This window comes from Parvibaculum sp., assembly GCF_030694575.1.
GTDB lineage: Bacteria > Pseudomonadota > Alphaproteobacteria > Parvibaculales > Parvibaculaceae > Parvibaculum.
In genome coordinates, this window is record NZ_JAUYUS010000097.1 from 1 (window position 1) to 25,176 (window position 25,176).

A 25,176-nucleotide genomic window follows, 5' to 3' on the forward strand; every position below is an offset into this window, starting at 1 on the left:
CGCCCTCCACGGCAACCACTTCCACTTCGAAATGGCGCGCTGGGGGATGTGCAGGTGAGGAAGAAATATGAGCTGGGCAGGCCTAGAAGCGCTTTGCGCTGCCGATATTCGCGACGATGAGTTCCGCGGCGGCGTCCATGACGACTGCACGGAATTCCTCGAGTGTCGCAGCCTCGACATGCAGCCCCTCGATATCGCTTTCCGTATAGAAAACGCCGGCTTCCTTGTCCCAGCACGGCTTCACATAGAAAGTCCGGTTCTGCATTTTTATGTCCCGTCGGGTCGCCGGTCTCATTGAGACATGGGATCGGTTTACGAATCAATCAAATCGGTTCAGGAAGCTCACGACCGGAACAGTGAAAGCTTGCTCCTGTGATTTGTAGGAATATAATCCAATAACGGATTAAATACCTCCATTTCGGTTCCATCATGCGTGCGTAACTCGCTATTGCCGTGCTTATCGCGGCTTTGTTCTCTCCCTCCGCCCAGGCGGCCGAGCGGCTGGCCGGTCCGGTCGAGGCGGAGGTGGTGCGTGTGATCGACGGCGATTCGCTGGTCGTGCGCGCCCGCATCTGGCTCGGCCAGACGGTCGAGACGCATGTGCGGCTCGCGGGCGTCGATGCGCCTGAGCTTCGCGGGAAGTGCGAGGAGGAGAAGCGGCAAGCGGAAGCCGCGCGCGCGGCGCTCGCCTCGCTGACGCAGGGCCCGGTCCGTCTCAGCGACATCGAAACCGACAAATACGGAGGCCGCGTGCTGGCGCGGATCGAAAGCGCCGCTCATGGCGATGTCGCCACGGCGCTTGTCGCCCGGGGCGTCGTGCGCGCCTATGACGGCGGCACGCGCGGCGGCTGGTGCCGTCTCGCCGGCGCCATGCCGCTGGAAGCGCCGGACCGCCCGTGACGGGCGGCGGCGCCTCGCGGATCAGAACAGAAGATAGATCAGGATGATGATCGGAATGGGCACGCCGACGGCCCAGAGCAAAATGCCGCGCATTTCTTGTTCTCCTTGGTCTCCACTAGCTGTCTGGAGATAAAACAAGGGAAGCGGCAAGAGGTTCCGTCCCGCCTATCCGACGTCGAGCCGGTAGCCGTCGCCGTCGCGCTTCACATGGCCTCCCGCCGGCGTCGCGAAATGCGTGCCGATGACGAGGGTCGGCCCGTCCGCCATTTCGGCGAGGAAGGCGTGGCGCGTTTTCTCCGCCATGTCTCCATCCGTGTCGAAGGCGCTGCGCCAGTCGGTGCGCGCCATCTGGCAGGGGTGGTGCATCAGGTCGCCGGTGATGACGGCGCTCTCGCCCTTCGATTCGATGACGACGCTGATATGGCCGGGCGTATGTCCCGGCGTCGGGCGCACGCGCACTTCCGGGCAGATGCGATGCGTCTCCTCGATCAGGTCGGCAAGCGCCGCATCGAAAATCGGCTGCACGCTGTCGGCGAGGATGGGGCTTCCCTCGTCGTCGCCTTCCTGCTGCCAGTGTTCCCATTCGCGCCGGCCGATCAGGTAGCGCGCATTCGGAAAGGTCGGCACCCATTTGCCGTCCACCAGCATCGTGTTCCAGCCGACATGATCGACATGAAGATGCGTGCAGATGACCGCGTCGACGCTTTCGCGCGTCCAGCCCGCCGCCTCGAGGTCCTTCAGGAAGCCGGTCTGCAGCATGTTGAAAAAGGGATTGCCGCGCGGTTTGTCATTGCCGACGCATGTATCGACGACGATGCGCATATCCGGCGTCTCGATCAGGATCGCCTGCACGGCAACGCGGATATGTCCCTCGTCGGTTGCAAAGTGCGGACGCAGCCAGCCGATCTCCTTCACCGCGTCGGGAAAGGCCTTCTCCACCATCGAGCCCGCGCCGCCACCCGGCAGCGCCGCCTCGAATTCCACCACGCGCGTGATCGCGACGTCGCCGATATGCCAGTTCGCCATGATGAAGTCCTCCCAGACCCGAAATGAAGTAGGGGAGGTGGGGGCGAAGGCGGATGAGTGCAAGAGGGCGCCTACCCCGCCTTGTTCTGCCGGTTGTCCACGAGGTCCGTCACGACGCCGGGGTCGGCCAGCGTCGAGGTGTCGCCGAGATTGGAGAAGTCGTCTTCGGCGATCTTCCGCAATATGCGCCGCATGATCTTGCCGGAGCGTGTTTTCGGCAGGCCGGGCGCGAACTGGATGAGGTCGGGCGAGGCGATCGGGCCGATCTCCTTGCGCACCCAGGCCACCAGCTCCTTCCGCAATTCGTCCGAATGCGGCTCGCCCGCGTTCAGCGTCACATAGGCATAGATGCCCTGGCCCTTGATGTCGTGCGGATAGCCGACCACGGCGGCTTCCGCCACTTTCGGATGCGCGACCAGCGCGCTTTCGACTTCGGCCGTGCCCATGCGGTGGCCGGAGACGTTCAGTACGTCGTCGACGCGGCCGGTGATCCAGTAATAGCCGTCCTCGTCGCGGCGGCAGCCGTCGCCGGTGAAGTAGCGGCCGGGATACTGGATGAAATAGGTTTCGACGAAGCGCTGATGATCGCCATAGACGGTGCGCATCTGGCCGGGCCAGCTATCGTCGATGCAGAGATTGCCGGTCGTCGCGCCCCCCTGCACGTTTCCTTCCGCGTCCACGATCACCGGCTGTACGCCGAAGAAGGGCTTCGTCGCGGAGCCGGGCTTCGTCGCGATGGCGCCGGGCAGCGGCGAAATCAATATGCCGCCCGTCTCTGTCTGCCACCACGTATCGACGATCGGGCAGCGCCCGTCGCCCACCACGCGGTGATACCAGAGCCAGGCTTCCGGGTTGATCGGTTCGCCGACCGAGCCGAGCAGGCGCAGCGATTTGCGGCTCGTCTTCTTCACCGGCCCCTCGCCCTCGCGCATCAACGCACGCAGCGCCGTCGGCGCGGTGTAGAAAATATTCACCTTGTGCTTGTCGATCACCTGCCAGAAGCGCGAGGCGTCGGGATAATTCGGCACGCCTTCGAACATCAGCGTCGTCGCGCCGTTCGCAAGCGGCCCGTAGAGAATGTAGCTGTGGCCCGTCACCCAGCCGACATCCGCCGTGCACCAGTAGATGTCGCCGTCGTGATAGTCGAAGACATATTGATGCGTCATCGACGCATAGACCATGTAGCCGCCGGTCGTGTGCAGCACGCCTTTCGGCTTTCCGGTCGAACCCGACGTATACAGAATAAACAGCGGGTCTTCCGCGCCCATCTCTTCCGGTGCGCAGGTGGCCGGCACCTTCGCCGCTTCCTCGCCGTACCAGACGTCGCGGCCCTTCTCCATGGCGACATCGCCGCCGGTATGTTTCACGACGATGACGCTTTTGACGCCGGGGCATTTCTTCAGCGCCTCGTCGGTGTTCGCTTTCAGCGGAATCTTCCGCCCGCCGCGCAGGCCCTCGTCGGCCGTGACGACGCAGTTGGACGCGCAGTCGACGATGCGGCCCGCCAGGCTGTCCGGCGAGAAGCCGCCGAAGACGACCGAATGCACCGCGCCGATGCGCGCGCAGGCGAGCATGGCATAGGCCGCTTCCGGGATCATCGGCATGTAGATCGTGACGCGGTCGCCCTTCTTCACGCCCTGCGCCTTCATCACATTGGCGAAGCGGCAGACCTCGTCGTGAAGTTCGCGGTAGGTGATCTTCCTGTCGACGGAGGGATCGTCGCCCTCCCAGACGATCGCCACCTGGCCGCCGCGCTTTTCGAGATGCCGGTCGATGCAGTTGACGCTCGCGTTGAGCCGCCCGTCCTCGAACCATTTGATCGAGACATTGTGCGGATCGAAGCTGGTGTTCTTCACCTTCGTATAGGGCTTCATCCAACTGATGCGCTTGCCCTCCTCGCGCCAGAAGCCTTCCGGGTCGCTCAGGCTCTTCTCGTACATCGCCTGATATTTCGCGGCGTCGATCAGCGCGCGCGTCTTCCATTCGGCGGGCACGGGAAAAATTTCATCGGACATGGAGAGCCTCCCTGAAGGCGCGTGTTTGTTTGCGCGCATTATGTCCGCCGCGCGTGACGGGAACAAGGCGCAGCGGCAATGGCACTTTTCCCACCCTCCCCCTGTGGGAGGGTCGAAATTCGCACAGCGAATTTCGGGGAGGGGAAGCAGCAAAATATAAAAAGGCAACCTGAACTTGTGGCAACCTCCCTTACCCCTCCCCAAACGGCCCTCTTATGTCTGCATTTGCAGACAAGCTGCAAATGGGCCGTTTGACCCTCCCACGGGGGGAGGGTGAAGAGAGGGATAGAACTAGCTTCTCCGCCTCCTCAGAGCCCAAGCTCCGCGCGCTTCTTCCGGCTCAGTCCCGCCGCGACCAGATCGTGCGAGGCCTTCAGATATTGCTTCAGCTCTCTCTTGCCGAGGCCGCGCTCATAGCTCTGGATCCACTTCATCCCGCGCGAGGCGAGATAGGGCGCCGGGCGGCAGCCCTCCGCGTCGCGCAGAATTTCCCAGCCGATGTCGGAGACCTTGAAGGTGATGCCCGGATGCCGGCCCTTCTGCCAGCCGCCGATCGCGAAGACCTTGCCGCCCACCTTCCAGACATGCGCGCCGCCCCACTGCACGACATGGGTGGCGGCGGGAAGCGAGCCGCAGAAGGCGTTGAACTCCCGGTAGCTCAGGGGCATGCCTCATCCTCGCTCATGCCGGCGTCGTCACCTTTCTCTCCGTCATTGCGAGGAGCGGAGCGACGAAGCAATCCAGGAGCCGCTTGCTCCGTGCCTGCCGCTCCTGGATTGCTTCGGCCTTACAGGCCTCGCAATGACGGCCGGGGTGAAAACTCACACCTTCTCCGCGTCGCCCGTCAGCCGCGCGATCTCCGCCTCGCTCATGCCCGCCTCGCGCAGCACTTCCGCCGTCTGCTCGCCGAGCCTTGGCGGATGCCTGCGGATGCTCGAAGGCGAGGCCATGAAGCGCACCGGCGGCTTCAGCGCGAAATAGGGTCCGGCATGCGGATGGTCGTAGCGGGCGAAGAAATCGACGGCCTTCAGATGCGGATCGTCCTGCAGATCGTCCAGCCGGTTCATCTTCACGGCGGGAATGGAGAGCGGCTTCAGCAGCGCCAGCCATTCCTCCGTCGTCTTCGTCTCCGTCGTCTCCTCGATCATCGCATAGAGGTCGCGGATATGGATGGTGCGCGCCTTGTAGTTGTTGAAGCGCGGATCGTTTTTATAGTCGTCGAGCCGCCCCGCCAGTTCGAAGAACTGTTCCCATTGCTTGTCGGAATAAGGAAGGAGGCCGATATGTCCGTCCTTCGTCTTGTAGGGCCGCCGGTCGGGATTGGTGATGCGGCCGTAAGTCCATTGCCCCGTCGGCGGGTCGTAGACATGGTCGTAGAAATGTTCCGCGAGCACGAAGGAGGTGACGGCTTCGAGCATCGGCACTTCGACGAACTGTCCTTCGCCGGTCCGCTCCTTGTGGAACAGCGCCGCCGTCACCGCCTGCACCATGAACAGGCCGGACACCTTGTCCGCCATGATGGTCGGGATGTAGCGCGGCTTCGGGTCGCCATCCATGCGGCCGAGCAAATCCGCCGCGCCGGAGCCCGCCTGGATGAGATCGTCGTAAGCGGGAAGTCCGGCATAAGGCCCGTCCGAGCCATAGCCCGCCGCATGCACGAAAATGATGTCGTGCTTCACCGCCTTCACGTCTTCGTATGAAAGCCCAAGCTTCTTCATCGCCGCATAGCGGATGTTCGAGGTGAGCACGTCGGCCGTCGCGACGATCTTCAGCAGCGCCTCGCGGCCCTCCTTCGTTCCGAGGTCGAGCAGCACCGAGCGCTTGTTGCGGTTGATGGTCATGAAGATCGGGCCGAGGTCCGGCGCCGCGCCTTCCGGCAGGTGGCCCGGCCAGCGCATGATGTCGCCGCCCGCGCCGCCGCCGCCCGTCGGCGAGGGCGCTTCGACCTTGATCACGTCCGCGCCCATGTCGCCCAGGATCTGCGTCGCATAGGCGCCGAACACGACGGCGGTCAGATCGACGATGCGCACGCCCTTGAGCGGACCCCTGTTTTCCGTTTCGAGTTTCTTGCTCTTCTTCTCGCTCAAAGCCGCTCCCCGCTCGCTGCCGGCACGCCGCCTTACGGGCGCCACTCATACAATATGTCGGGCAGGTTTTCTTCGTTCTCGCCGGCCGTGCGGCGGATTTCCCTGCATCCATGGCGCTCATAGAAGCGCCGGGCGCCGAGATTGGCCTGAAACGTCCAGAGGGAAAAGCCCTCCGGCAGTTCCATTTTCACCCGCGCCAGCAGAAGGGAGCCCGCCCCTGCGTTATGCTCGCGCGGATGAACATAGAGATGGTGGAGCCATGCGCCGTCGCGGGTTCGTTCCGTCGCGGCGAAACCCGCCACGCAGCCGCCGCCCTCCGCCACCCACACCACCCCCGTTTCGACGACGCCCCGGATGAAGGCCCTCGTCTCCTCGTCGCTGTGGAGCTGCGGCAGATAAGCCATCCCCGCCCGCGCGGCGATGAACACGTCGGCGACCCTCAGCCACTCGTCTTTGCGCGCGGGGCGGATGAGCATGGGGAAAGTCTAGCGCGCAGGCGCGGGCAAGGCGACGCAATCCGTTATGCTCCTTGCTTCCACGCCCCGGGCGCCAGATGCCGGTGTCTTTGCTCCAAATAAAAGTGTCATCCCGAGAGTTGAGCCTCTGTCTTCGCCCAAAACAGAAGTGTCATCCCGGCGAAGGCCGGGACCCATTGGTTCCCCCAGCAAGCGCGGCTACGCGCGGCATCAACGCAGCGCACCGCCCTCTTCTGCGAAATAAAACTCAGCGTGGATTGGGTCCCGGCTTTCGCCGGGATGACATCTATGGGTGTGGCAAAGGTAGGTTTGGTAAGGGAGTGGACGCGTTGCTACCCCAGCCCCTTCACCAGCAGCACCGAGCCTTCCGTCGCCGCCTCGCGGTCGACCGAGATCGCGCGGTACGCCGCGCTCTCCGACCAGTCGCGGAAACCCGCCTCGTCGGGAAACTCGATCAGCACGAGTTTCGTGCCCATCCATGTCCCCTCCACGACCTCCGGATTTTCCTGCGCCGCCAGCAACCGCCCCTTCCGCCCTTTCATCGTCTCGGCGAACCGCGCCGCATAGGCCTCATACCGCGCCCTGTCGTGAATGGTGAACTGCGCCAGCGCATAGACGGTCATGGGATGCTCCCTCGATTTCGAATGGAGAAATGGTGCGGGAGAGCGCTTCCTTTCGTAAGCCACTCCTTTCGCAGAAGCCTTTGCTTCAAAAACAAATGTCATCCCGGCGCAGAACGGGACCCATGAGCGATGGCGGCAGATTGCATGCCCTCCGTCCGAGTTCCATTCCATCCGCGTCATTGCGAGGAGCGTAAGCGACGAAGCAATCCAGGGCCGCCCGCCCGGTGCTTGCCGCCCCTGGATTGCTTCGGCCTTTCAGGCCTCGCAATGACGGGTTGAGGTGGGCGCCCCCAGCCCCGATTCCACATTCTCCCTTACCTCCCCTATGATCCCCCTCATGCTGCTGCATCATTCGAGCTGGCCCGAAATCGAGGCCTATCTGAAAAGGTCGAAGGGGATCGTCATCCCCATCGGCTCGACGGAGCAGCACGGGCCCAACGGGCTCATCGGCACGGACGCCATCTGCCCGGAGGCGATCGCAACACGCGCCGGTGCCGAAGCGGGCTTCCTCGTCGGCCCCACCTTCAATGTCGGCATCGCGCAGCATCATCTGGGATTTCCCGGCACGCTGACGCTCCGTCCCTCCACCATGATCGCCGCGCTGCACGACTGGGTGTCGTCGCTCGCGCGGCACGGCTTCGAGCGCATCTATTTCTTCAACGGTCATGGCGGCAATGTCGCGACCATCGAAGCGGCCTTCGCCGAAATCTATGCCGACACATCGCTCGCGAACGCCGCCTCCAATCGCGGGCCGGTGCGCTGCCGCCGCGTGAACTGGTGGGACTTCAAACCGGTCATGGATTTTTGCCGGACGCGCTACGGCTCGTCCCACGGCGTCCATGCGACGCCGTCCGAAGTCGCCGTCACCTGGTTTCTCCATCCGCACGCGATCAAGGATGTCGAGATGGCGCCGAAGGTCGCGCCCTGGGGCCGCTATACCGACGCCGAAAGCTACCGCGCCGCCTTCCCCGACGGCCGCATCGGCTCCGACCCCTCGCTCGCCGACCCGAAGGACGGCGAGACGTTGATCGACCTCTCGGTCGCCGGCCTGATCGAGGACTTCCGTAAATTCGAGGCGGCGTAGCGCCTTGAGGGCATTTTCTTGACAAATCAAGCTGTTTCTTGATACATCAAGACGCTTCGGAAAGGAACTGCCTCATGACCATTCGCCAGAAATTCGCCAGCCAGGCCGATGCCGAACTGCTTGAGCAGATGCGTGAGCTTGCCAAGGCGGAAGGGCGGCAGTTTCAGGCCGTGGTCGAGGACGCCTTCCGCGACTATCTCAAGCGCAAATCGGGCGAAAGTCCGCGCGCCGAAGTCATGTCCCATTTCCGGGATAGCGTTCGTCGCAACGCGGAACTCTACAAGCGCCTCGCGAAATAGCGCGCGCCGATGCCCGATTATCTGACGCTGACGGAAGTTCTCGTCATTCACGAGGAACTGATCGATCTCTATGGTGGCGCGCATGGCGTGCGCGACATGGGAGCAGTCGAGTCCGCGCTCTTTCGTCCGCAGACGGGCTACTACGAAGACGTGATCGCGGAAGCGGCGGCGTTGCTCGAAAGCCTAGCCATCAATCATCCCTTCATCGACGGCAACAAGCGCATTGCTTTTGCCGTCGCGGACGTCTTCCTGCGGCTCAACGGTTATCTCTTCGAGGAAGACCCCGTCGCCGCCTACGATTTCATGATCGGCCTTTTCGAGCGCGGTGAATTCCGGTTCGAGAAACTGGAGCCGTGGTTGAGGGAGAAGGTGCGGGCGCTCTAGCCCACATGCCTGCCCGTTCCGTCGCCGGCTGGAACCCACTGGCGGGCGCGGTTCACCTTCATCTTCGCATCGACAGCTTCCAGAAGATCGAAGCCGAGCGTGGTGCCGAGCCGGTTGAGAAGAATGAGAACATCGGCCGTCTCGCGCGCGGCTTCTTCGGTGTCGCCCTTCTCCAGCGCCTCGATGAGTTCGTCCATCTCGATGCTTGCCCGCCTTGCGAGCGCAACGGGATTACTGACGGGGCCGAATGTTTCCTCGCCCCATCCTGCGATGGTCGATTGCGTTTCGCGCCGGTTCGTCATGAGGTGCCTCCTGAATTAATCTGTATACACCCTATATGATGTATAAGACATACATCCCGCGATATGAGTCGGACAGGTCCAATATCCGGTGCCAGCGACGTCATTGCGGGGAGGGCGAAGCCCGACGAAGCAATCCAGGGGGGCCGCTTGCGCCTTTCCTTCATCGTCATGGCCCGGCTTGTCCGGGCCATCCACGTCTTGGTCCTGCCTGCAGGAAGACGTGGATGACCCGCATAAAGCGGGTCATGACGAAACAGGGAAAGATTTCCCCACCCGTCTCCCATCCGTCACAGCGGGGACTTCTTTCGCGTCTTCCTCGCCACGGCGGGGACAAGTGCGGCCCCGGAGATTTCCCCATTGGGGATAACGGCCGGGGATAAATCATTTCGCGGCGGGCGGCGTGACGATGCGTGTACGGAATTCCGTTCCGCGCCGGTCTCTCCGAAACGCACAAAATCCGTTTGTGACACTTCGTTGACAAATCGATGACAGTCGCCGGTTTATCCCCGATATGCCTTCACTTTGCAGCCATCCTGACGACCCCGTCCACGACCTCTATCGCGAGTTTTTCGAGGCTCTTTCCGGCGCAGGGGCCGCTCGTGCAGAAGCCGTCCTCGATGCGGAAAAGCGCGGCATGGGTCGCGCAGACGATCTTCGTTTCGTCCTGGGTGAGGAAGCGGTCGGGCCAGATGTCGAGCGGCGTCAGCGCGTGCGGGCACTCGTTGACGTAAGCCCTCACCGCGCCATCGTTCCGTACAAGGAACATCTCGAAGCGCTGAGTGCCGCCGCCGAAGACGAAGCCTTTCGCGCCCGGATCGTCGATCGCGTCGAGGCGGCAAAGCGCCGTTCCGGGGGGCGGCATGCCGGGGCGTGTCACGGCACTTTCTTCAGTCCGCCCATCCTGCAGACGAGTTTCCATTCCTCGTCGCGCACGGGCTGCACGGAAAGGCGCGAATTGTTTGCGAGCACCATGTCGTGAAGTGCCGGTTCCTTCTTCACATCGTCAAGCGTCACCGGTTTCGGCATGTCCTCCACCGCTTCGATCACGACAAGGCCGAACTTGCCTTTCTCGTCGGTCGGGTCGGGCCGGTGTTCGCCGATCACGCGGACGATGCCGACGATGCTCTTCTCGTCCACCGAATGATAGAAGAAGCCGAGGTCGCCCTTCTTCATCGCCTTCATGTTGTTGTTCGCCTGGTAGTTGCGAACGCCGTTCCAGGGCTCGCCCTTCGCGCCCTTCTTTTTCTGGTCGTCCCACGACCAGGTCGAGGGTTCGGATTTGAAAAGCCAGTAGGCCATGCCGCGTCTCTCCGCTTCTATTCCGGTGCGCCGATCACCCATTTCCAGGCGCGGATCTCCGTGTTCTGAAAGAGGCCGGCTGTCTTGTAGGGGTCCTTCGCGGCAAGCGTCTCCGCTTCCGCCTTGTCGGCGGCTTCGATCACGATGAGCGAGCCGTTCATCGCGCTCTGATCGTCATTCGTGAAAGGTCCGGCGATCTTCAGGCGGCCCGTTTCTTGCCAGTATTTCAGATGCGCGTCGCGATTGGCGAGGCGCAGTTCCAGCGCGTTCGGCTTGTCGGTGCAGATCAGGCAGAAGAGCATTTCCGGATTCCGTGTTGATTGGCGTTTCAGGTTTCGCTGCGGAAGGGGCGCGAGAGAAGTGCCGCGATGGCGTCGTCCACTTTCGCGGCGCCCGTCACGATGGCCGCCACCGCTTCGGCGATCGGCATTTCGATCTTGTGCTTTCGCGCGAGGGCGACGACGGCGGTTGCCGAGTGCACGCCTTCGCTTACCGAGTTGCGCGCGCCCATCACCTCCTCGAGCGTCTTTCCCTCGCCCAGCGCCATGCCGAGCGACATGTTGCGCGATTTCGTCGAGTTGCAGGTGAGGATGAGGTCGCCGAGGCCGGAGAGGCCCATCAGCGTTTCCGCGCGCGCGCCCATGGCGAGGCCGAGCCGCGTCAGCTCCGCGAAGCCGCGCGTCGTCAGCGCGGCGCGTGCGCTGTCGCCGAATTTCTTTCCCTCGACGATGCCGCAGGCGATCGCGAGCACGTTCTTCACCGCGCCGCCGAGTTCGGCGCCCACGAGGTCCGACGAGTAATAGGGCCTGAATGTCGTGATGCCGATCGCATGCGTCAGCGCTTCGGCGACGGCTTCATCTTCGCAGGCAAGCGTCACCGCCGTCGGCAGTCCGCGCGCCACCTCCGCCGCGAAGCTCGGGCCGGAGAGGACGGCGGGCATCGCCCGCGGCATCGCCTCCGCCAGCACCTCCGTGAGCAGAAGATGGGTCGATTGCTCGACGCCCTTGGCGCAGAGCACGACGGGTTTTCCGTCCGCGACATGCGGCGCCAGTTCCTCCAGCACGCGGCGCATATGCTGCGCCGGCGTCACCATGAGAAGCGCGTCCGCTTCCGCCGCTTCCCGGAGATCGCCGGTGGCGCGGATCGACTTGTCGAGCGCGATGCCCGGCAGGAAAATATCGTTCTCATGCGCGGCGTTCACGCTTTGGACCAGTTCGGCCTCGCGCGCCCACAGCGTCACTTCGCGTCCCGCGCTCGCCGCCACCTGCGCCAGCGCCGTTCCCCATGCGCCCGCGCCCACCACCGCGATTTTTTCATATGCCAGCGTCAACAGGTCTCTCCGTTCCGCGCGTGTATGTTGCGGCTGCTAACGATTGAACGTTTCGTTGAATATTTACTCGGCCGCTTTACAATCATCTGTATGACCGCTCCTGACGATCCGCACCAGAAAATCATAGCCGCCGCAAAGCGGCGCTTCATGCATTACGGCTACACGAAAACGACGATGGCCGAACTCGCCGTCGATTGCGATATGTCGCCGGGCAATCTCTACCGTTATTTCGCGGGCAAGCTCGATATCGCGGAGGCGATCTGCCGCGAGGCGTCGATGCAGACGGCGGAAGACCTGTCGCGCATTCTCACGACGCCCGGCCGCACCGCCTCGGAGCGGCTGCGCGATTTCCTTTTCATGGATCTCCGCGAAACCTTCCACAAGCTCGAGGACGATCCGAAGATCGTCGAGATGGCGCAGATCGTCACCGCCGAGCGGCCGGAATTTCACAATGAAGGTCTGAAGCGCGAACGCGAAGTGCTTTGCCGCATCATCGAACTCGGCAACCTCTCCGGCGAATTCCAGGTCACCGATCCGGACTTCGCGGCCGAGATGATCCAGGCGGCAACTCTCAAGTTCAGCTATCCGCAGCTTTTCACGCGCCTGCCACTGGTCAAACTCGAACGCGAGCTCGAAGGCGTCTATCAGCTCATCGTTGCGGGCTTGCGGTCGGGAACCGCCTGTTGCGACCCTGAAAAAAGCCTCGCCGAAGCTTGAGTCGTTCCAGAGTTTCATCCAACCTCTTATTTTTGTTGCGTTGCGTCAATTTCCGCAGCGCGAGTTTTTCCAATCCAAGCCCCTGTTTTCAAAGGATAAATACGCTCCCGAACGGTGTTATGTGTTGCGTCGCAGCAACATAAATACTGATGATTGAATATTTTTGATTTTGTTCATTGTTTTTTGTTCAGGCCCCTCCTAAATCCAGCCTGTCAGCGGGCAACCGGAAAATTTCCTGCTGAAGCAGCATCACGGAGACGAGCCATGACCAACCTGAACAGCAAGCTGACGAACCGCGTCATCACCCTCGCAATTGCCGGCTACACGCTGGCCTTCCTGGCCCAGATCGCCGCGCAGTACGCGGCCTGAGCCGAAAACCGGATTGACCGATGGCGGCGAGGCCGCCTGCACGAAGGATGATCGATATGACGCAGAACCGGAATTTGAGCCGCATCGCGGAGCGCGTCGTTGCAAAAGCCGCCGCCGCGCTGCTCGTGGCCTACACATTCGTCCTGATCGTGCAGACCTCGGGCGTCGCCCGCCTCGTCTGACACGAGGCACCCAACACGAGTTCTCTCTCCACCGGACCCTTCCCTCCCCCTCAAGCGGGGTCCGGTGATCCCCGAGCCCTCCCAGAGAGGGCGCTTGACCCCGCCGCGCCCCCCGCGGCGGGGTTCTTTTTTGAAGGGATCAGTCGAGATGCTGGCGGGCGAAGCGCACGATATGCGTGATGGCTTCACGCGCTTCGGGAAGCATGTCGGCATTGAGTTGCCAGACGTGCCAGACCTTCGGCCAGATTTCGAGCGTTGCTTCCCCGCCCGCCGCCTTGATCGCAGCCGCCATCCGCACCGAATCGTCGCGCAGCATTTCGCGGTCGCCGACCTGGAAGAGCGTCGGCGGAAAGCCGGAGAGATCGCCGAAGAGCGGCGAGACGAAGGGATCGCGCTCCTCGACGCCCGGGCAATAGACCGGCATCAGGCTGTCCATCATTTCAGGCACGAACATCGCGTCCGCTTCGGCATTGGTATGGCGCGACTCGCCGCTGCCGGTCATGTCGGTCGCGGGTGACAGGCAGATCAGCGCGGCGGGAAGAGGAAGACCTTCCGCCTTGAGGCGCAGCGCGAGCGTCAGCGTCAGGTTGCCGCCCGCCGAATCGCCGCCGACCAGAATGGATCTGGCGGCGATGCCCCTTGCGAGAAGTGCGCGATAGGCGGCCACGCAGTCGTCGAGCCCGGCCGGGAAGCAATGTTCCGGCGCGAGCCGGTAATCGATCGCATAGACCGGAACGCCGATCTCCTTCGTCAGGCGCCATGTAAGAGGACGATGCGTTCGCGGCGAACCGGCGACGAAGCCGCCGCCGTGAATATAGAGGAAAGCGCCATCATCGCGATTGCCCGGCGCGGAAAGCTTTTCCGCCGGCACGCCGCCCAGGTCGATTTCCTCCAGCGCGATGTCTGCCGGCAGCTTCGCCATGCGCGGCTCCATCTGCTCCATGATGGGCCGCAGCAACTGGACGTCGGGATTCTTGCGGAAGCGGCGCTTTACCTGCCAGCGGATCATGGGGTTCAGAAGAAAAAGCTGCAGGCTCATAGGTATTCCTCTCAGGCTTTAACGCCCGCGCCGCGCGCAGGCATTGCATCGGGGTCGAGCGGCCAGCGGGCGCGGGGGCCCGTGTCGATCGGATCGGTCAGTCCGAGCGCCAGCCTTTCGGCTCCCGCCCAGGCGATCATGGCGCCGTTATCGGTGCAGAGTTTCAGCGGCGGCACAACAAATTCATAGCCGAAAGCGTGGGCGGAAACCTGCAGCCGCTCGCGCAGCATCATGTTGGCCGCAACTCCGCCGGCCACGACCAGGCGGCGGTGGCCCGGCGGAATGATTTCGTCGGCGAGCGCCATGGCGTTCTCTGTGCGGTCGGCCAGTACGTCCGCGACCGCGCATTGGAACGAGGCGGCAATGTCGGCCTTGTCCTTGCCGGTCGGCGTGCCGAGGCTTTCCGCCAGCTGCCGCACGGCCGTTTTCAGGCCGGAGAAGGAGAAATCGCAGCCGGGACGGTTGACGAGCGGCCGGGGCAGGGTGAAGCGAGAGGCGTCGCCTTCCCTGGCGGCACGTTCCAGGGCCGGGCCGCCCGGATAGCCGAGGCCCATCAGCTTCGCGACCTTGTCGAAGGCTTCGCCCACCGCATCGTCGATGGTCGTGCCGAGGCGGCGGTAGCGGCCGACCCCCTCCACCACGAGAAGCTGGCTGTGTCCGCCCGAGACGAGCAACAACAGATAGGGAAAGGGCAGCGCATCGGTCATCCGCGCCGTCAGCGCGTGGCCTTCGAGATGGTTGACGGCGACAAGCGGCAGGCCCCGTGCGGCCGCGATACCTTTTGCCGTCATCAGGCCGACGATCACGCCACCGATGAGGCCGGGTCCTGCCGTCGCGGCGATGCCGTCGAGATCGTCCCAGCCGAGGCCCGCCTCCTTCAACGCACGGGAGATCAGCCCGTCGAGATGTTCGACATGCGCGCGTGCCGCGATTTCCGGCACCACGCCGCCGAAGGGTGCATGTTCCTCGATTTGCGAGAAGACGACGTTGGACAGGATTTCGCCGGGGCCGCCATCGGCCGGACGGCGAACGACGGCCGCCGCCGTCTCGTCGCAGCTTGTCTCTATCCCGAGAATCGTAAGGGGTCGGTCCACGTGAAACACTCAAAAAAAGCCGGGTTTCCCTCTCGTCAGAGGGGCGAACGGGCTATAAGAAGCCTTGGCGGTATATTTACCGGACTCGTCGAATTTCCCTGCTGGCATACAACCTTAGAGACCCCGCATGCAACGCCGCTACCGTATCGGCACCAGAGGCTCCCGACTGGCGCTCATCCAGGCGAACGAGGTCGCGCGACGGATCGCGCTTGCCCTGCATGCCCATGTCGAGGATGTGACCGAAATCGTCGTCATCTCGACGGCGGGCGACAGGGTGCAGGACCGGTCGCTCTCGGAAATAGGCGGCAAGGGCCTGTTCACCCAGGAAATAGAGGAGCAGCTTGCCGATGCCCGCATCGATGTCGCGGTCCATTCGATGAAGGACATGCCGACGCTGCTGCCGGACGGGTTGGTGATCGACTGCCTGCTGGAGCGCGCCGACCCTCGCGACGCTTTCCTGTCGTCCAGGGCGAACTCGCTGATGAGCCTTCCGCAAGGGGCAGTCGTCGGCACCTCTTCGCTCCGGCGCGCGGCCCAGGTGCGCGCGCGGCGGCCCGACGTCACCGTGGTTCCCTTTCGCGGCAATGTGGATACACGCTTGAAGAAGCTTGCCGACGGCGTCGCCGACGCGACGCTTCTCGCCATGGCGGGGCTCACGCGCATGAACCTGCTCGAATGCGTAACGGCGCCGCTCGCGCCGGAGGAACTGCTGCCCGCCGTCGCGCAGGGCGCAATCGGCATCGAGCGCCGTGCGGGCGACGACGAAGCGGCCCATATGCTTGAAAAGCTGCATCATGCCGAGACGGGGCTTCGCATCGCGGCGGAGCGCGCGTTTCTGGCGGTGCTCGACGGTTCCTGCCGCACGCCCATTGCCGCACTGGCGGAGATATCCGGCGAACGCATGCGGCTCCGCACGATGATCCTGACGCCCGACGGTTCGGAAATACACGAAACGGAACGGGAAGGGCTCGCAAGCGATGCGATTGCCCTCGGCATCGATGCCGGCGAGGAACTCAAGAGCCGGGCCGGGCCGCATTTCTTCGACGCGGTCTGACGCCGATGAAGCTTCTCGTCACGCGACCGGAAGCGGACAGCGCGGCGCTTGTGAAGGCTCTTGCGGCGCTCGGCCATGACGCGGTCGTGGCTCCTCTGCTCGCGATCCGTTTTCTCGACGAGGCAGCGCTGCCCGCGCGGAACTGGCAGGCGCTCCTCGTCACCTCCGCCAACGGTGCGAGAGCGCTTGGACGGCGGAGGGATGCGGACGCCCTCAGGAACCTGCCGGTCTTTGCGGTAGGGCAGGCCAGCGCCGAGGCACTGGTCCACGAAGGCTTCACCCGTGTGAAGGCGGCGGGTGGCGATGTCGATGCGCTGGCCGCTCTCGTCGTGGCGTCGCTGCGGCCGGACGAGGGGCCGCTTCTCCATGTCGCGGGCAGCGTCGTAGCCGGCGACCTCGGCTCCGCGCTTGCGGCTCATGGTTTCAAGGTCGAGCGCGCGGTGCTTTACGAGGCGGAGAAGGCGGTACGATTGCCGGGCGCGGCGTGCGATGCACTCGAGAAACGGTCGCTGGATGGCGTCCTCCTTTATTCACCGCGTACCGCGCGGACCTTCGTCTCGCTCGTCACAAATGCGGGCCTCAAGGATCATCTTGGAGACGTCACTGCCTATTGTTTGTCGCAGGCCGTGGCCGACGCGTTGAAGGGCCTGCCTCTCCGCGGGGTGAAAATCGCACATGAGCCCGAACAATCGGCCTTGCTTGCGCTCATTTCCGCCTGATTTTTCACTGAACTTCGCCCTGACCCTGGGCGTTCAAGCCTCTATAGTGACCCTCTGAAGCCGGACACCCCCGAGAAGGCCTCCCGATGAGCGATGCGAACGACAAGAATGCTGGCAAGCCGACAGGCGGAGAAAAGCCGGAAGAGACCGCTCAAAGCGGCGCGCAGGCGGAATATCTGAAGCCCGAAGCGGGCCAGGGGCCGCGCAAGCCGAAGCGTCCGAAGGAACCGCGGACCATAGACGGTACCGCCGAGGAGGTTTCCGAAGAAACATCCGCCGATGCGGGTACCGGGCCGGTGCCGCCGGTGAATGAGCCGCGGCGTCCGTCCGCGATGCCGGGTCTGCTCGCCGCCGGAGCGGCCGGTCTCGGCGGCGCGGTTGTCGCCCTCGCTGCCGTCTGGGCGACCGGGATGCTGCAGGGCGAGCCGGACGGCGTGGTGCGCACCGATTTCGATGCGCGGATCGCGGCCCTGGAAAACAGCAGTGAAGACGGTCTCGCCTCGCTGACCGGCAAGCTGGACGAACTGACCGGCCGGCTCGATGCCGTCGAACAGAATGTGAGTGCCGCCGCCGAGGCGCCCGAGAGCGCGGCCGCCATCGTGGAGCAGCTCGACAGTCTCGCCGCGGAGACGCAGCAACTGAAGAGCGCGCTCAACGACACGCGCACTACCGCGCGCAACATGCAACAGCGGATCGACGAAATGGCGGAGGCGATGCCGCCCGCCGGCATGGCCGAGCAGATCGGCAGCCTCGATGCGCTGGTGAAGGCGCTCGACCTTCGTCTCGCCTCGCTTGCGCCCGAAGTCGAGAAGATGGAAGCGCGTGTCGTCGCGCTGGAAGAAAAGAAGGACGACCCGGACGCAGCCGCCCGCGCTGCACTCGGCCTTGCGCTTGCCAACCTCGCCCGCGCCGCCGAAACGCCCGGCGTCTTCACGGCCGAGCTCGACGCCGTTGCGGCGTTCCTGCCGGAGGAGCCTGCGTTACAACAGCTTGCGGATGCAGCGGCCACCGGCGTTCCGACACGGGCAGCACTTGAGGCGCGCTTTCCTTCTCTCGCCCAGAATATTTTCGATGCCGAGCGCCGCGCCGGCGAGGACGGTATCTGGTCGCGCTTCGTCTCCAACGCGAAGTCGCTCGTGACGGTACGGCGGACCGGCGAGATATCGGGCGAAACGACCGAAGCCGCCGTCGCGCGCATGGAGGAACGGCTCAAGGTTCACGATCTCGCGGGTGCCGTCGTGGAAGCAAGGACGCTGCAGGGGCCTGCCGCCGAAGCCGCCGCGCCGTGGCTCGCCGATGCCGAAGCGCGATTGCAGGCCGATGCGCTGGTACGCGATCTCACCGCGCGTGTCGTCGGACAGCTCGCCAAGGCGAAAGGCTGAAGCCGCCATGCTCCGTGCGCTTTATACGTTTCTCATCGTCGCCATACTGAGCGGCATCGCGATCTGGCTTGCCGACAATCCTGGCGACCTCACCATGCATTGGCGCGGTTACGAAATCCGCACCAGCTTCGTCGTCGGCGTCGGCGCCATGGCGCTTGCCGCCTTTCTCGTGCTTCTGATCTACAGGATCGTCGTGAGCTTTATCGAGACGCCGGCAAGCGTCTCCGCCTATCTCGAAAAGCGCCGGCAGCAGAAAGGCTTTCTCGCCCTGTCGCGTGGCATGGTGGCGGTCGCCGCCGGCGATGCGAGCGATGCCAAGCGTTATGCCGCACAGGCGCACAAGCTGCTCGACGCGCCGCCGCTGACATTGCTTCTTGCAGCGCAGGCCGCGCAGCTTGAGGGCGACGAGGCGGCCGCGACGAAATATTTCGAGCAGATGCTGGCGGCACCCGAAACGGAGTTTCTCGGTCTCCGCGGGCTCTTCATTCAGGCGCGCCGCGCGGGTGACCGCGACGGTGCGCTGGCCCATGCCCGCCGCGCATTCGATCTCCGGCCGCAAACGCCTTGGGCGGCGCAAGCCGTGTTCGAGATCGAGGCCGCCGAAGAGGACTGGGACGGCGCGCTGAAAACGCTCGACCGGGTGGTGTCGGCGAAACTCATTCCGCGCGATGAAGCGCGCCGGCGCCGTGCGGTGCTGCTGACCGCGCAGGCGATGACTGCGTTCGAGGCGGCGCATGGCCAGGTCGGCGAAGGACGGACCGGCGCTCTCGACAAGGCGGCGAAGCTTGCGCTCGAAGCTGTGTCGCTCGAACCGCGCTTTCCGCCCGCCGTCGCTCTCGCGGCACGGCTTTGCGGAGAAACCGGCCGCGCGCGGAAGGGAATGAAACTCATCGAGGATGCGTGGACCCTTGCGCCTCACCCCGACCTTGCCGAAGTCTGGCTCGACATGATCGAAGGCGAAAGCGGTTATGACCGCGCGGCGCGCGCGCGTGTACTTGCCTCGCGCAATATCGATCATATCGAAAGCCGTATTCTTCTGGCGCGCGGTGCGATCGGCGCGCGCGATTGGGCGGCGGCGCGCGAGGCGCTCGCGCCTTATGCCGGGCCCGATGCGAAGGAAGTCGCGACGCAGCGCGTCTGCGAATTGATGGCTGAGATAGAAGAAGGCGAATTCGGAGACCGCGGCGCGTCGCGGAGCTGGCTGACGCGCGCTCTTCATGCACCGGAAGACCCGCAATGGACGGGCACGGGTTACCGCTCCTCGCGCTGGTCGCCGGTCAACCCGGTGACGGGCGAGTTCGATGCGCTGGAATGGTCGGCGCCGGTGGCGGCGCTCGCGCATGAGGCGGCGGCCGGGCAGACCGCTTCCGAGCCGGAGGCCGTGCAGGATGCCGTGCCGGTTCCGCAGCCGGAGGTCGGGCTTTCGGTTACCCGCGACGAGCAGAGAAAATCCGCGGCGGCGGGCGAGGTGCTTGCCTTTCATCCGCCGCTGCCGGACGATCCCGGTCCTGAGGAGACAGCCGAGGAGGCTCAGGAGGGGGAACGGAAATGGTGAAGCGGATTTTTGCCGGCACGCTGACGCTTATTGTGCTGGCGCTTGCGGTAATCGTTATTTCGGTCGTGCGTTTCGATGTGCCGCGTGAGGAATTGATCGGCAAGTATGCGACGGAAGCATCGCAATTCGTCACGCTGCCGGGGGGCGGTAGCGTGCATGTGCGTGACGAAGGCAACAGGCAAGGACCGGCGCTCGTCCTGGTTCACGGCTCCAATGCCTCGCTCCACACGTGGGAACCGTGGGTTGCGGACCTCGGCGACACCTATCGCATCGTCAGCATGGATCTGCCGGGCCACGGTCTTACCGGGCGGATACCGGGCGACGATTACTCGCGCGAGGGCATGACGCAGACCGTCCATGAACTGACGGAGATACTGGGCGTCGACCGTTTCGCCATCGCCGGCAATTCGATGGGCGGCGGCGTCGCGGCCCTTTATGCGCTGGAGCATCCGGACCGCGTCTCGGCCCTCATTCTCGTCGACGCGGCGGGGATCCCCGTCGAGCGCAATGACGGCGAAGTGCCGCTTGCCTTCCGTATCGCGCGCATGCCCGTCATCAGCAACGCGATGCGCTACGTGCTGCCGCGTTCTCTGGTGGAAGAAGGCGTGCGCAAGGTCTTTGTCGACCAGTCGAAGGTCACCGACGAGATGGTCGCGCGCTATTTCGATCTGTCGCTTCATGAAGGCAACCGCGATGCGACGCGGATGCGCTTCGCGAGCTATGCGACGCGGGATGAGGAAGCCTTTGCCGTCCGGCTCGGCGAGCTAAAGATGCCGACGCTGATCCTGTGGGGCGACAAGGATGGCCTTATCCCTGTCTCCGCGGCGCATGAGTTCAAGGCCCGCATCCCCCAGGCAGAGCTCGTCATCTTCGAGAATGTCGGCCATGTGCCGATGGAGGAAGTGGCAGGGGAGAGCTCGGCGGCGGTTCGCGATTTCCTTACCCGCGCGCTCGCCGAAGTGTCCGGACCCCCGGACGGGATGGCGGCGGCCGGGGCCGCTATAGAGGAATAGAAGGGCAGTTTCGCGCCGGGCCCTGCTTCTCCCTGTTGCCAAAGACGGCGGGGCGGGGTATCTGAGGGCCCTCGCAGACCGGCATTTTCCCGCCGGTCCGGCGCCGCTTTAGCTCAGTTGGTAGAGCACCTCATTCGTAATGAGGGGGTCGGGTGTTCGAGTCACCCAAGCGGCACCACTTTTCCGCTCTCTTCTTCGCATTACTGTCATATCGCCCTAGATTTGTGTGGCTGCCCGGACCCGGAGCCGCGCACCTGCATTTCCGACAGCGAGGCCCAGACAAATGAGCGACACATCTTCCGACCGCAAGTACACGCGTTTCAGCGGCCGCATGGTCATGGTCGGGTTCGGCAGTATCGGGCAGGGCGTTCTGCCGCTCCTGCTGCGTCATGTCGATGTGTCGCCGAGCCAGATTTCGATTGTGACGGCGGACGGTGCGGGCCAGGCGGAAGCGGAAGAGTATGGCGTCCGGTTCACGGTCACGCCTCTTCGCAAGGGCAATTACCTGTCCATTCTCGACCCGATGCTTTCGGAGGGTGACTTTCTCATCAACCTGTCGGTCGATGTGTCGAGCGTTGCGCTCGCCGAGTTCTGCCGTTCCAAGGGTGCGCTCTATCTCGACACCTGCATCGAGCCGTGGAGCGGGCAATATACGGACGCGTCGCGTTCGCCTTCACAGCGGTCGAATTATGCACTCCGCCAGAGCGCGCTGGCTCTCCGGGAGAAATACCCGGACGGACCGACTGCGATTTTTACCCATGGTGCCAATCCCGGTCTCGTCTCGCATTTCGTCAAGCAGGCGCTGCTCGATATCGCGAAGGATACCGGCGTCGAGGCGGCCAAGCCCCGGAGCCGCGAGGAATGGGCGCACTTGTCCCAACGGCTCGGCATCAAGGTCATTCACATCGCCGAACGCGACACGCAGGTGTCGCCGATACCGAAAGCCACCGGCGAGTTCGTCAACACCTGGTCGGTCGACGGGTTCGTCGGCGAGGGCAGTCAGCCGGCCGAGCTTGGCTGGGGCACGCATGAGCGGCATTTCCCGCCGGACGGGCAGGGGCATACGACAGGCTCGGGCTGCGCAATCTTTCTTGCGCGGCCGGGGGCGTCCACGCGAGTGAGAAGCTGGACGCCGAATGAAGGCCCCTATCACGGCTTTCTCATCACGCATGGCGAAGCGATCTCGCTTGCCGACTACCTCACCGTGCGAGACGGCGAAACCGTGAAATGCCGTCCGACCGTGCACTACGCCTACCACCCCTGCAACGTCGCCGTCCTTTCGCTGCACGAGCTTGCCGGCAAGAACTGGCAGATACAGAAGGCGAAGCGGCTGATGATGGACGAGATCAGCGAAGGCATGGATGAGCTTGGCGTGCTGCTGATGGGACACGCCAAGGGCGCCTACTGGTATGGCTCGCAGCTCACGATCGACGAGGCGCGCCGCCTGGCGCCGCACAACAACGCGACGAGCCTTCAGGTGACGGTTTCCGTTCTCTCCGGTGTGATCTGGGCGATCGAGAACCCGGATCGCTGGGTGACGGAACCGGAAGAAATGGATTTCGAACGCATTCTCGAAATCGCCCGGCCCTATCTGGGCACCATGACGGGCGTCTATAGCGACTGGACGCCGCTTCTCGACAGGGGTCTTTTGTTCAAGGAGGACCTGGACGAAGACGATCCCTGGCAGTTCAAGAATTTCCGGGTGGTGTAAGGCGGGGTGAAACAGAAAAGGCCGCCCCCTCGTACAAAGGGACGGCCTTCCTGCCTATCGGGACCTGCGCGCCGAGTTCTCGTTTGGGGAAGGCAACCCTCAGACGGTGGCAGGTGCGCAGTTTCCGTCAGTCGTGCTGCGGAATGCCCCGGTAGCGCATATCGGTGTGGCTGGCGCGCGGCTTGTCGTGATGTGCAAGCGCCGAGTTGTAGGTCGCGCCGCGATAATTGAGCGTCGTGTCGCGCGTCCTGGCGGGGTGCTTGTCGCCGTGATGGGCAACGCCCCTGTAGGTGAGATCGGTCATGGATGCCTCCCGTGATTGGTCCTGTCTTGCCGCTTAATATGAGTAAGATGTGTAAGTTTGTCAATAAGCTCATATGGAGCAATTACACATTCTTTGGACAGGACTAAGGGCGGCTGTTACAAAGACTCAATATCCTCAGGTTTTCCGGCATTTTTCCTGCCTTGCGCGGGCGCCGGGTGCCGGAGTTGTTTGTGTGAGCGAGGGTGAATATGGAAAAACTCGATCAGCGAATCCAGCTTGTCGCCTCGGTTGAGTTCAACAACGTGGTCGACCGCTGGCGCCGGGAACAGGCGGATTTGCCGTCCCGCTCCGAGGCGATCCGTCGCCTCGTCCTTCATGGCCTCGAATATGAGAAGAGCTTTCCGATGCGCATGATCACCGCGATTATCCGGCCTCACAAATACGAAGAATTGCGCGATGCACTGATCGCCCTCGGCATCGAGGGCATTACGGTCACCCAGGTTTCCGGCTTCGGCCGGCAGCGCGGCCAGACCGAGATCTATCGCGGCGCGGAATACAACGTCGCGGAAGTGCCGAAAGTCCGCATCGATGTCGCGGTCAGCGCGGCCCTCGCCGAAAAGGCCGTCCGCGAGATCGAGCGGGTGGCGAACACGGGCAAGATCGGCGACGGCAAGATCTTCGTTCAGCCGCTGGAGCAGGTCATCCGCATCCGAACCGGCGAAACGAATGAAACCGCGCTCGGCTGAGACGTTCTAACCGGCTGCAGCACCGCTCGCGATCATCCGGTCGATTTCCGCTTCGCTGAAGCCGCAGCTCGCGAGAACGTCGCGGGTGTGCTCGCCGATCCCGGGCGCGCGCCGGGGAGCGGTTTTTTTCTCGCCCTTGATGGAAATAGGGCTGTCGACCGTGCGAAGGCCGTTCGCGCCCGCAATTTCGGGCAGCAATGCGTTCGCAGCGACTTGCCGGCATTCGAGATGATCGCTCGGCTGGGCAATCGGGCCGAAGGTAATGCCGGCGGTCACGAAACGTTCGCGCCATTCCGGCCAGTCGGCGGTGACGAAAATATCTTCCAGCGATTTCACGAGCTCGGCCGTGTTCGCCTTGCGCCCCTCGGGGGTTGCGAAACGCGGGTCGTCGAGCCATTCGGGGCGGCCGATGCATTGGACGAGCAATGGCCATTCGCGGGTGTAATTCAGCAGCGCCAGCATGAACCAGCGTCCGTCGCGGCACTTGTAGAGTTCGGTCAGGGCGCCGCGCTGGCCACGGCGAAGCCGCACCGAGAAATCCGCGTCGCAGAGCACCGCCTGCATCCAGACACCGTTGGACCAGAGTCCGTTGGCGAGCAGCGACGTCGAAACGACACCGCCCTTACCGGTCTTTTCGCGCCGGTAGAGCCCGGTCATGATGGCGCCGAACAGCGCCACCGCGGTCGGGTGGTCGCCCATTCCGGGCACCGAAATGGCGGGCTCGATGTCGGGATTGGCGCGGACGCTGTCCATCAGGCCGGAGCGCGCCCAATAGGCCGTCGCGTCATAGCCGGTGCGGTCTTTTTCGGGGCCTTCTTCGCCGTAAGGTGTGAGCGAGGCGTAGACGATGCGTTCGTTGAGCGGCAGCACGTCCTCGGGCGCGAGCTTCAGCCTTTCGCGGATCGGGCCGGGGAAATTGGTAATGAAGACATCTGCCTTGGCAATCAGAGCGTCGAGTACGGCGCGCGCGTCCGGGTGCTTCAGGTCGAGCGCCAGGCTCTCCTTGTTACGATTGTCCAGCATCCAGAAATAGTCCTGCTCCGCAGGCGGCATGCCGGGTACGTGCATGAGCTGACGGTAGCTGTCGCCCGTCACCGGCGGCTCGATCTTGATAACCCGCGCGCCGAAATCCGACATGATGGTCGCGGCGGCCGGGCCCGCGATAAAACTTGCGCAATCGATGACCAGCAGGTCCTCGAACATGCCTTTTCCCATGACTTCCTCCCCTGTCCCGCCGGGCGGGCCTCTTTCTGTTCTTATGCGGGGAAGAATGATGCGCCGGGAGGCGCAAGTCGATAGGCATTTTTCGGCTGTGTGGCGGAAGCGGCGGCCTTTCCCCGGGGTTGGTGTACTGCTGCTTTCTGTTCATCTGTATACGGATATAACTGCCACCGGCCTCTTGTTGTCCGGAAACCCCTCGGATGCCTTGTGTGTTTCAGGGTTAACGGACGGCAAGAAATAGTCCCGGTTCGGGACGGTGCGGCGGCGCAATCTTCTCAAAACGG

Annotated in this window: 29 protein-coding genes and 1 tRNA gene; 14 read left to right on the forward strand and 16 right to left on the reverse strand. The window is 63.7% G+C overall.

All coding sequences use genetic code 11. The features are described 5' to 3' along the window. Positions 1-82 precede the first annotated feature (82 nt). Positions 83-265, reverse strand: coding sequence for a DUF1902 domain-containing protein (locus Q8S60_RS13590; protein ID WP_305668621.1), 183 nt, complete (start codon positions 263-265; stop codon positions 83-85). A 188-nt stretch (positions 266-453) separates the two neighbouring features. On the opposite strand from Q8S60_RS13590, the gene Q8S60_RS13595 reads away from it, so the two are divergent. Then, complete coding sequence (locus Q8S60_RS13595; protein WP_305668622.1) at positions 454-900, forward strand: thermonuclease family protein; 447 nt, start codon at positions 454-456, stop codon at positions 898-900. 165 nt (positions 901-1,065) lie between these two features. On the opposite strand, the gene Q8S60_RS13600 is transcribed toward Q8S60_RS13595, so the two are convergent. The 6 genes from Q8S60_RS13600 to Q8S60_RS13625 all read right to left on the reverse strand — a co-directional run bounded on the left by Q8S60_RS13600 (position 1,066) and on the right by Q8S60_RS13625 (position 7,127). Further along, complete coding sequence (locus Q8S60_RS13600) at positions 1,066-1,926, reverse strand: MBL fold metallo-hydrolase (RefSeq protein ID WP_305275183.1); 861 nt, start codon at positions 1,924-1,926, stop codon at positions 1,066-1,068. Between the two features lie 71 nt (positions 1,927-1,997). Further along, complete coding sequence (gene acs, locus Q8S60_RS13605; protein ID WP_305275181.1) at positions 1,998-3,941, reverse strand: acetate--CoA ligase; 1,944 nt, start codon at positions 3,939-3,941, stop codon at positions 1,998-2,000. 308 nt (positions 3,942-4,249) lie between these two features. Next, positions 4,250-4,603, reverse strand: a complete 354-nt coding sequence (locus Q8S60_RS13610) for an MmcQ/YjbR family DNA-binding protein (protein WP_305276396.1) — start codon at positions 4,601-4,603, stop codon at positions 4,250-4,252. A gap of 159 nt (positions 4,604-4,762) precedes the next feature. Further along, complete coding sequence (locus Q8S60_RS13615; protein ID WP_305275179.1) at positions 4,763-6,028, reverse strand: CaiB/BaiF CoA-transferase family protein; 1,266 nt, start codon at positions 6,026-6,028, stop codon at positions 4,763-4,765. A 32-nt stretch (positions 6,029-6,060) separates the two neighbouring features. Next, the gene (locus Q8S60_RS13620) at positions 6,061-6,504 is read right to left on the reverse strand and encodes a GNAT family N-acetyltransferase (RefSeq protein ID WP_305275176.1); all 444 of its coding nucleotides are present in this window, start codon (positions 6,502-6,504) and stop codon (positions 6,061-6,063) included. A 332-nt stretch (positions 6,505-6,836) separates the two neighbouring features. Further along, positions 6,837-7,127, reverse strand: coding sequence for a DUF1330 domain-containing protein (locus tag Q8S60_RS13625; protein WP_305275173.1), 291 nt, complete (start codon positions 7,125-7,127; stop codon positions 6,837-6,839). 337 nt (positions 7,128-7,464) lie between these two features. Between Q8S60_RS13625 and Q8S60_RS13630 the strand changes: the two genes are divergently transcribed. The 3 genes from Q8S60_RS13630 (at position 7,465) to Q8S60_RS13640 (ending at position 8,894) form a co-directional block, all read left to right on the forward strand. Continuing rightward, entirely contained in the window at positions 7,465-8,211 is a 747-nt protein-coding gene (locus Q8S60_RS13630; RefSeq protein ID WP_305275171.1) for a creatininase family protein, read from the forward strand. Between the two features lie 74 nt (positions 8,212-8,285). After that, a complete protein-coding gene (locus tag Q8S60_RS13635; protein WP_041535886.1) occupies positions 8,286-8,510 on the forward strand; it encodes a hypothetical protein in 225 nt (74 codons plus the stop codon). Between the two features lie 9 nt (positions 8,511-8,519). Continuing rightward, positions 8,520-8,894, forward strand: coding sequence for a type II toxin-antitoxin system death-on-curing family toxin (locus tag Q8S60_RS13640; protein WP_012110232.1), 375 nt, complete (start codon positions 8,520-8,522; stop codon positions 8,892-8,894). Here the strand turns inward: Q8S60_RS13640 and Q8S60_RS13645 are convergent. The 5 genes from Q8S60_RS13645 to Q8S60_RS13665 form a co-directional block, all read right to left on the reverse strand. Further along, positions 8,891-9,196 carry a dATP/dGTP pyrophosphohydrolase domain-containing protein gene (locus Q8S60_RS13645; protein ID WP_305275165.1) on the reverse strand — a complete coding sequence of 102 codons (306 nt, stop codon included), beginning with the start codon at positions 9,194-9,196 and terminating at the stop codon, positions 8,891-8,893. The genes Q8S60_RS13640 and Q8S60_RS13645 overlap by 4 nt on opposite strands. A gap of 517 nt (positions 9,197-9,713) precedes the next feature. Then, a complete protein-coding gene (locus Q8S60_RS13650) occupies positions 9,714-10,073 on the reverse strand; it encodes a Rieske (2Fe-2S) protein (RefSeq protein ID WP_305275164.1) in 360 nt (119 codons plus the stop codon). After that, the gene (locus Q8S60_RS13655) at positions 10,070-10,495 is read right to left on the reverse strand and encodes an EVE domain-containing protein (protein WP_305275163.1); all 426 of its coding nucleotides are present in this window, start codon (positions 10,493-10,495) and stop codon (positions 10,070-10,072) included. The genes Q8S60_RS13650 and Q8S60_RS13655 overlap by 4 nt, the downstream gene beginning before the upstream one ends. 17 nt (positions 10,496-10,512) lie before the next feature. Continuing rightward, a complete protein-coding gene (locus tag Q8S60_RS13660) occupies positions 10,513-10,797 on the reverse strand; it encodes a YciI family protein (RefSeq protein WP_305275161.1) in 285 nt (94 codons plus the stop codon). A gap of 26 nt (positions 10,798-10,823) precedes the next feature. Next, positions 10,824-11,825 carry an NAD(P)H-dependent glycerol-3-phosphate dehydrogenase gene (locus Q8S60_RS13665; RefSeq protein ID WP_305275159.1) on the reverse strand — a complete coding sequence of 334 codons (1,002 nt, stop codon included), beginning with the start codon at positions 11,823-11,825 and terminating at the stop codon, positions 10,824-10,826. A gap of 90 nt (positions 11,826-11,915) precedes the next feature. Between Q8S60_RS13665 and Q8S60_RS13670 the strand changes: the two genes are divergently transcribed. After that, a complete protein-coding gene (locus tag Q8S60_RS13670) occupies positions 11,916-12,542 on the forward strand; it encodes a TetR/AcrR family transcriptional regulator (RefSeq protein WP_305275157.1) in 627 nt (208 codons plus the stop codon). 425 nt (positions 12,543-12,967) lie between these two features. Beyond that, positions 12,968-13,093: a hypothetical protein gene (locus Q8S60_RS13675; RefSeq protein WP_305275154.1), complete on the forward strand. Its 126-nt coding sequence runs from the start codon at positions 12,968-12,970 to the stop codon at positions 13,091-13,093. Positions 13,094-13,232: 139 nt separating this feature from the next. Here Q8S60_RS13675 and Q8S60_RS13680 read toward each other — a convergent pair whose 3' ends face one another. Then, positions 13,233-14,132, reverse strand: coding sequence for an alpha/beta hydrolase (locus Q8S60_RS13680; RefSeq protein WP_305275152.1), 900 nt, complete (start codon positions 14,130-14,132; stop codon positions 13,233-13,235). A gap of 11 nt (positions 14,133-14,143) precedes the next feature. After that, positions 14,144-15,226: a tRNA (adenosine(37)-N6)-threonylcarbamoyltransferase complex transferase subunit TsaD gene (tsaD, locus tag Q8S60_RS13685; protein ID WP_305275149.1), complete on the reverse strand. Its 1,083-nt coding sequence runs from the start codon at positions 15,224-15,226 to the stop codon at positions 14,144-14,146. A gap of 127 nt (positions 15,227-15,353) precedes the next feature. On the opposite strand from tsaD, the gene hemC reads away from it, so the two are divergent. The 7 genes from hemC to Q8S60_RS13720 all read left to right on the forward strand — a co-directional run bounded on the left by hemC (position 15,354) and on the right by Q8S60_RS13720 (position 22,660). After that, positions 15,354-16,280: a hydroxymethylbilane synthase gene (gene hemC / locus Q8S60_RS13690; RefSeq protein ID WP_305275146.1), complete on the forward strand. Its 927-nt coding sequence runs from the start codon at positions 15,354-15,356 to the stop codon at positions 16,278-16,280. 5 nt (positions 16,281-16,285) lie between these two features. Beyond that, positions 16,286-16,999: a uroporphyrinogen-III synthase gene (locus tag Q8S60_RS13695; protein ID WP_305275144.1), complete on the forward strand. Its 714-nt coding sequence runs from the start codon at positions 16,286-16,288 to the stop codon at positions 16,997-16,999. 86 nt (positions 17,000-17,085) lie between these two features. Beyond that, positions 17,086-18,381 (forward strand): COG4223 family protein, encoded by a 1,296-nt coding sequence (locus Q8S60_RS13700; RefSeq protein ID WP_305275141.1) that lies wholly within the window; start codon positions 17,086-17,088, stop codon positions 18,379-18,381. Positions 18,382-18,388: 7 nt separating this feature from the next. After that, on the forward strand, positions 18,389-19,936 hold the full coding sequence (locus tag Q8S60_RS13705) for a heme biosynthesis protein HemY (RefSeq protein WP_305275140.1): 1,548 nt from the start codon (positions 18,389-18,391) through the stop codon (positions 19,934-19,936). Continuing rightward, positions 19,930-20,949: an alpha/beta fold hydrolase gene (locus Q8S60_RS13710; protein WP_305275139.1), complete on the forward strand. Its 1,020-nt coding sequence runs from the start codon at positions 19,930-19,932 to the stop codon at positions 20,947-20,949. Before Q8S60_RS13705 ends, Q8S60_RS13710 begins: the two co-directional genes overlap by 7 nt. Before the next feature lie 102 nt (positions 20,950-21,051). Continuing rightward, positions 21,052-21,127: transfer RNA gene (locus Q8S60_RS13715), tRNA-Thr, on the forward strand. Positions 21,128-21,232: 105 nt separating this feature from the next. Then, positions 21,233-22,660, forward strand: coding sequence for a homospermidine synthase (locus tag Q8S60_RS13720; protein ID WP_305275138.1), 1,428 nt, complete (start codon positions 21,233-21,235; stop codon positions 22,658-22,660). Between the two features lie 127 nt (positions 22,661-22,787). On the opposite strand, the gene Q8S60_RS13725 is transcribed toward Q8S60_RS13720, so the two are convergent. Then, complete coding sequence (locus Q8S60_RS13725; protein WP_305275137.1) at positions 22,788-22,964, reverse strand: DUF4278 domain-containing protein; 177 nt, start codon at positions 22,962-22,964, stop codon at positions 22,788-22,790. A gap of 365 nt (positions 22,965-23,329) precedes the next feature. Here Q8S60_RS13725 and Q8S60_RS13730 point away from each other — a divergent pair, with 365 nt between their 5' ends. Beyond that, a complete protein-coding gene (locus Q8S60_RS13730) occupies positions 23,330-23,671 on the forward strand; it encodes a P-II family nitrogen regulator (RefSeq protein ID WP_012110251.1) in 342 nt (113 codons plus the stop codon). A 6-nt stretch (positions 23,672-23,677) separates the two neighbouring features. On the opposite strand, the gene Q8S60_RS13735 is transcribed toward Q8S60_RS13730, so the two are convergent. Continuing rightward, positions 23,678-24,886 carry a CaiB/BaiF CoA-transferase family protein gene (locus Q8S60_RS13735; RefSeq protein ID WP_305275136.1) on the reverse strand — a complete coding sequence of 403 codons (1,209 nt, stop codon included), beginning with the start codon at positions 24,884-24,886 and terminating at the stop codon, positions 23,678-23,680. Positions 24,887-25,176: the final 290 nt, after the last annotated feature.

Excerpts from the sequence above, each read along its gene's own strand:
- Q8S60_RS13590 (WP_305668621.1), bottom strand. The coding sequence starts at position 265 with ATGCAGAACCGGACTTTCTATGTGAAGCCGTGCTGGGACAAGGAAGCC.
- Q8S60_RS13600 (WP_305275183.1), bottom strand. The coding sequence starts at position 1,926 with ATGGCGAACTGGCATATCGGCGACGTCGCGATCACGCGCGTGGTGGAA.
- acs (WP_305275181.1), bottom strand. The coding sequence starts at position 3,941 with ATGTCCGATGAAATTTTTCCCGTGCCCGCCGAATGGAAGACGCGCGCG.
- Q8S60_RS13620 (WP_305275176.1), bottom strand. The coding sequence starts at position 6,504 with ATGCTCATCCGCCCCGCGCGCAAAGACGAGTGGCTGAGGGTCGCCGAC.
- Q8S60_RS13625 (WP_305275173.1), bottom strand. The coding sequence starts at position 7,127 with ATGACCGTCTATGCGCTGGCGCAGTTCACCATTCACGACAGGGCGCGG.
- Q8S60_RS13630 (WP_305275171.1), top strand. The coding sequence starts at position 7,465 with ATGCTGCTGCATCATTCGAGCTGGCCCGAAATCGAGGCCTATCTGAAA.
- Q8S60_RS13635 (WP_041535886.1), top strand. The coding sequence starts at position 8,286 with ATGACCATTCGCCAGAAATTCGCCAGCCAGGCCGATGCCGAACTGCTT.
- Q8S60_RS13640 (WP_012110232.1), top strand. The coding sequence starts at position 8,520 with ATGCCCGATTATCTGACGCTGACGGAAGTTCTCGTCATTCACGAGGAA.
- Q8S60_RS13645 (WP_305275165.1), bottom strand. The coding sequence starts at position 9,196 with ATGACGAACCGGCGCGAAACGCAATCGACCATCGCAGGATGGGGCGAG.
- Q8S60_RS13655 (WP_305275163.1), bottom strand. The coding sequence starts at position 10,495 with ATGGCCTACTGGCTTTTCAAATCCGAACCCTCGACCTGGTCGTGGGAC.
- Q8S60_RS13660 (WP_305275161.1), bottom strand. The coding sequence starts at position 10,797 with ATGCTCTTCTGCCTGATCTGCACCGACAAGCCGAACGCGCTGGAACTG.
- Q8S60_RS13670 (WP_305275157.1), top strand. The coding sequence starts at position 11,916 with ATGACCGCTCCTGACGATCCGCACCAGAAAATCATAGCCGCCGCAAAG.
- Q8S60_RS13675 (WP_305275154.1), top strand. The coding sequence starts at position 12,968 with ATGACGCAGAACCGGAATTTGAGCCGCATCGCGGAGCGCGTCGTTGCA.
- Q8S60_RS13680 (WP_305275152.1), bottom strand. The coding sequence starts at position 14,132 with ATGAGCCTGCAGCTTTTTCTTCTGAACCCCATGATCCGCTGGCAGGTA.
- hemC (WP_305275146.1), top strand. The coding sequence starts at position 15,354 with ATGCAACGCCGCTACCGTATCGGCACCAGAGGCTCCCGACTGGCGCTC.
- Q8S60_RS13695 (WP_305275144.1), top strand. The coding sequence starts at position 16,286 with ATGAAGCTTCTCGTCACGCGACCGGAAGCGGACAGCGCGGCGCTTGTG.
- Q8S60_RS13700 (WP_305275141.1), top strand. The coding sequence starts at position 17,086 with ATGAGCGATGCGAACGACAAGAATGCTGGCAAGCCGACAGGCGGAGAA.
- Q8S60_RS13705 (WP_305275140.1), top strand. The coding sequence starts at position 18,389 with ATGCTCCGTGCGCTTTATACGTTTCTCATCGTCGCCATACTGAGCGGC.
- Q8S60_RS13710 (WP_305275139.1), top strand. The coding sequence starts at position 19,930 with ATGGTGAAGCGGATTTTTGCCGGCACGCTGACGCTTATTGTGCTGGCG.
- Q8S60_RS13720 (WP_305275138.1), top strand. The coding sequence starts at position 21,233 with ATGAGCGACACATCTTCCGACCGCAAGTACACGCGTTTCAGCGGCCGC.
- Q8S60_RS13725 (WP_305275137.1), bottom strand. The coding sequence starts at position 22,964 with ATGACCGATCTCACCTACAGGGGCGTTGCCCATCACGGCGACAAGCAC.
- Q8S60_RS13730 (WP_012110251.1), top strand. The coding sequence starts at position 23,330 with ATGCGCATGATCACCGCGATTATCCGGCCTCACAAATACGAAGAATTG.
- Q8S60_RS13735 (WP_305275136.1), bottom strand. The coding sequence starts at position 24,886 with ATGGGAAAAGGCATGTTCGAGGACCTGCTGGTCATCGATTGCGCAAGT.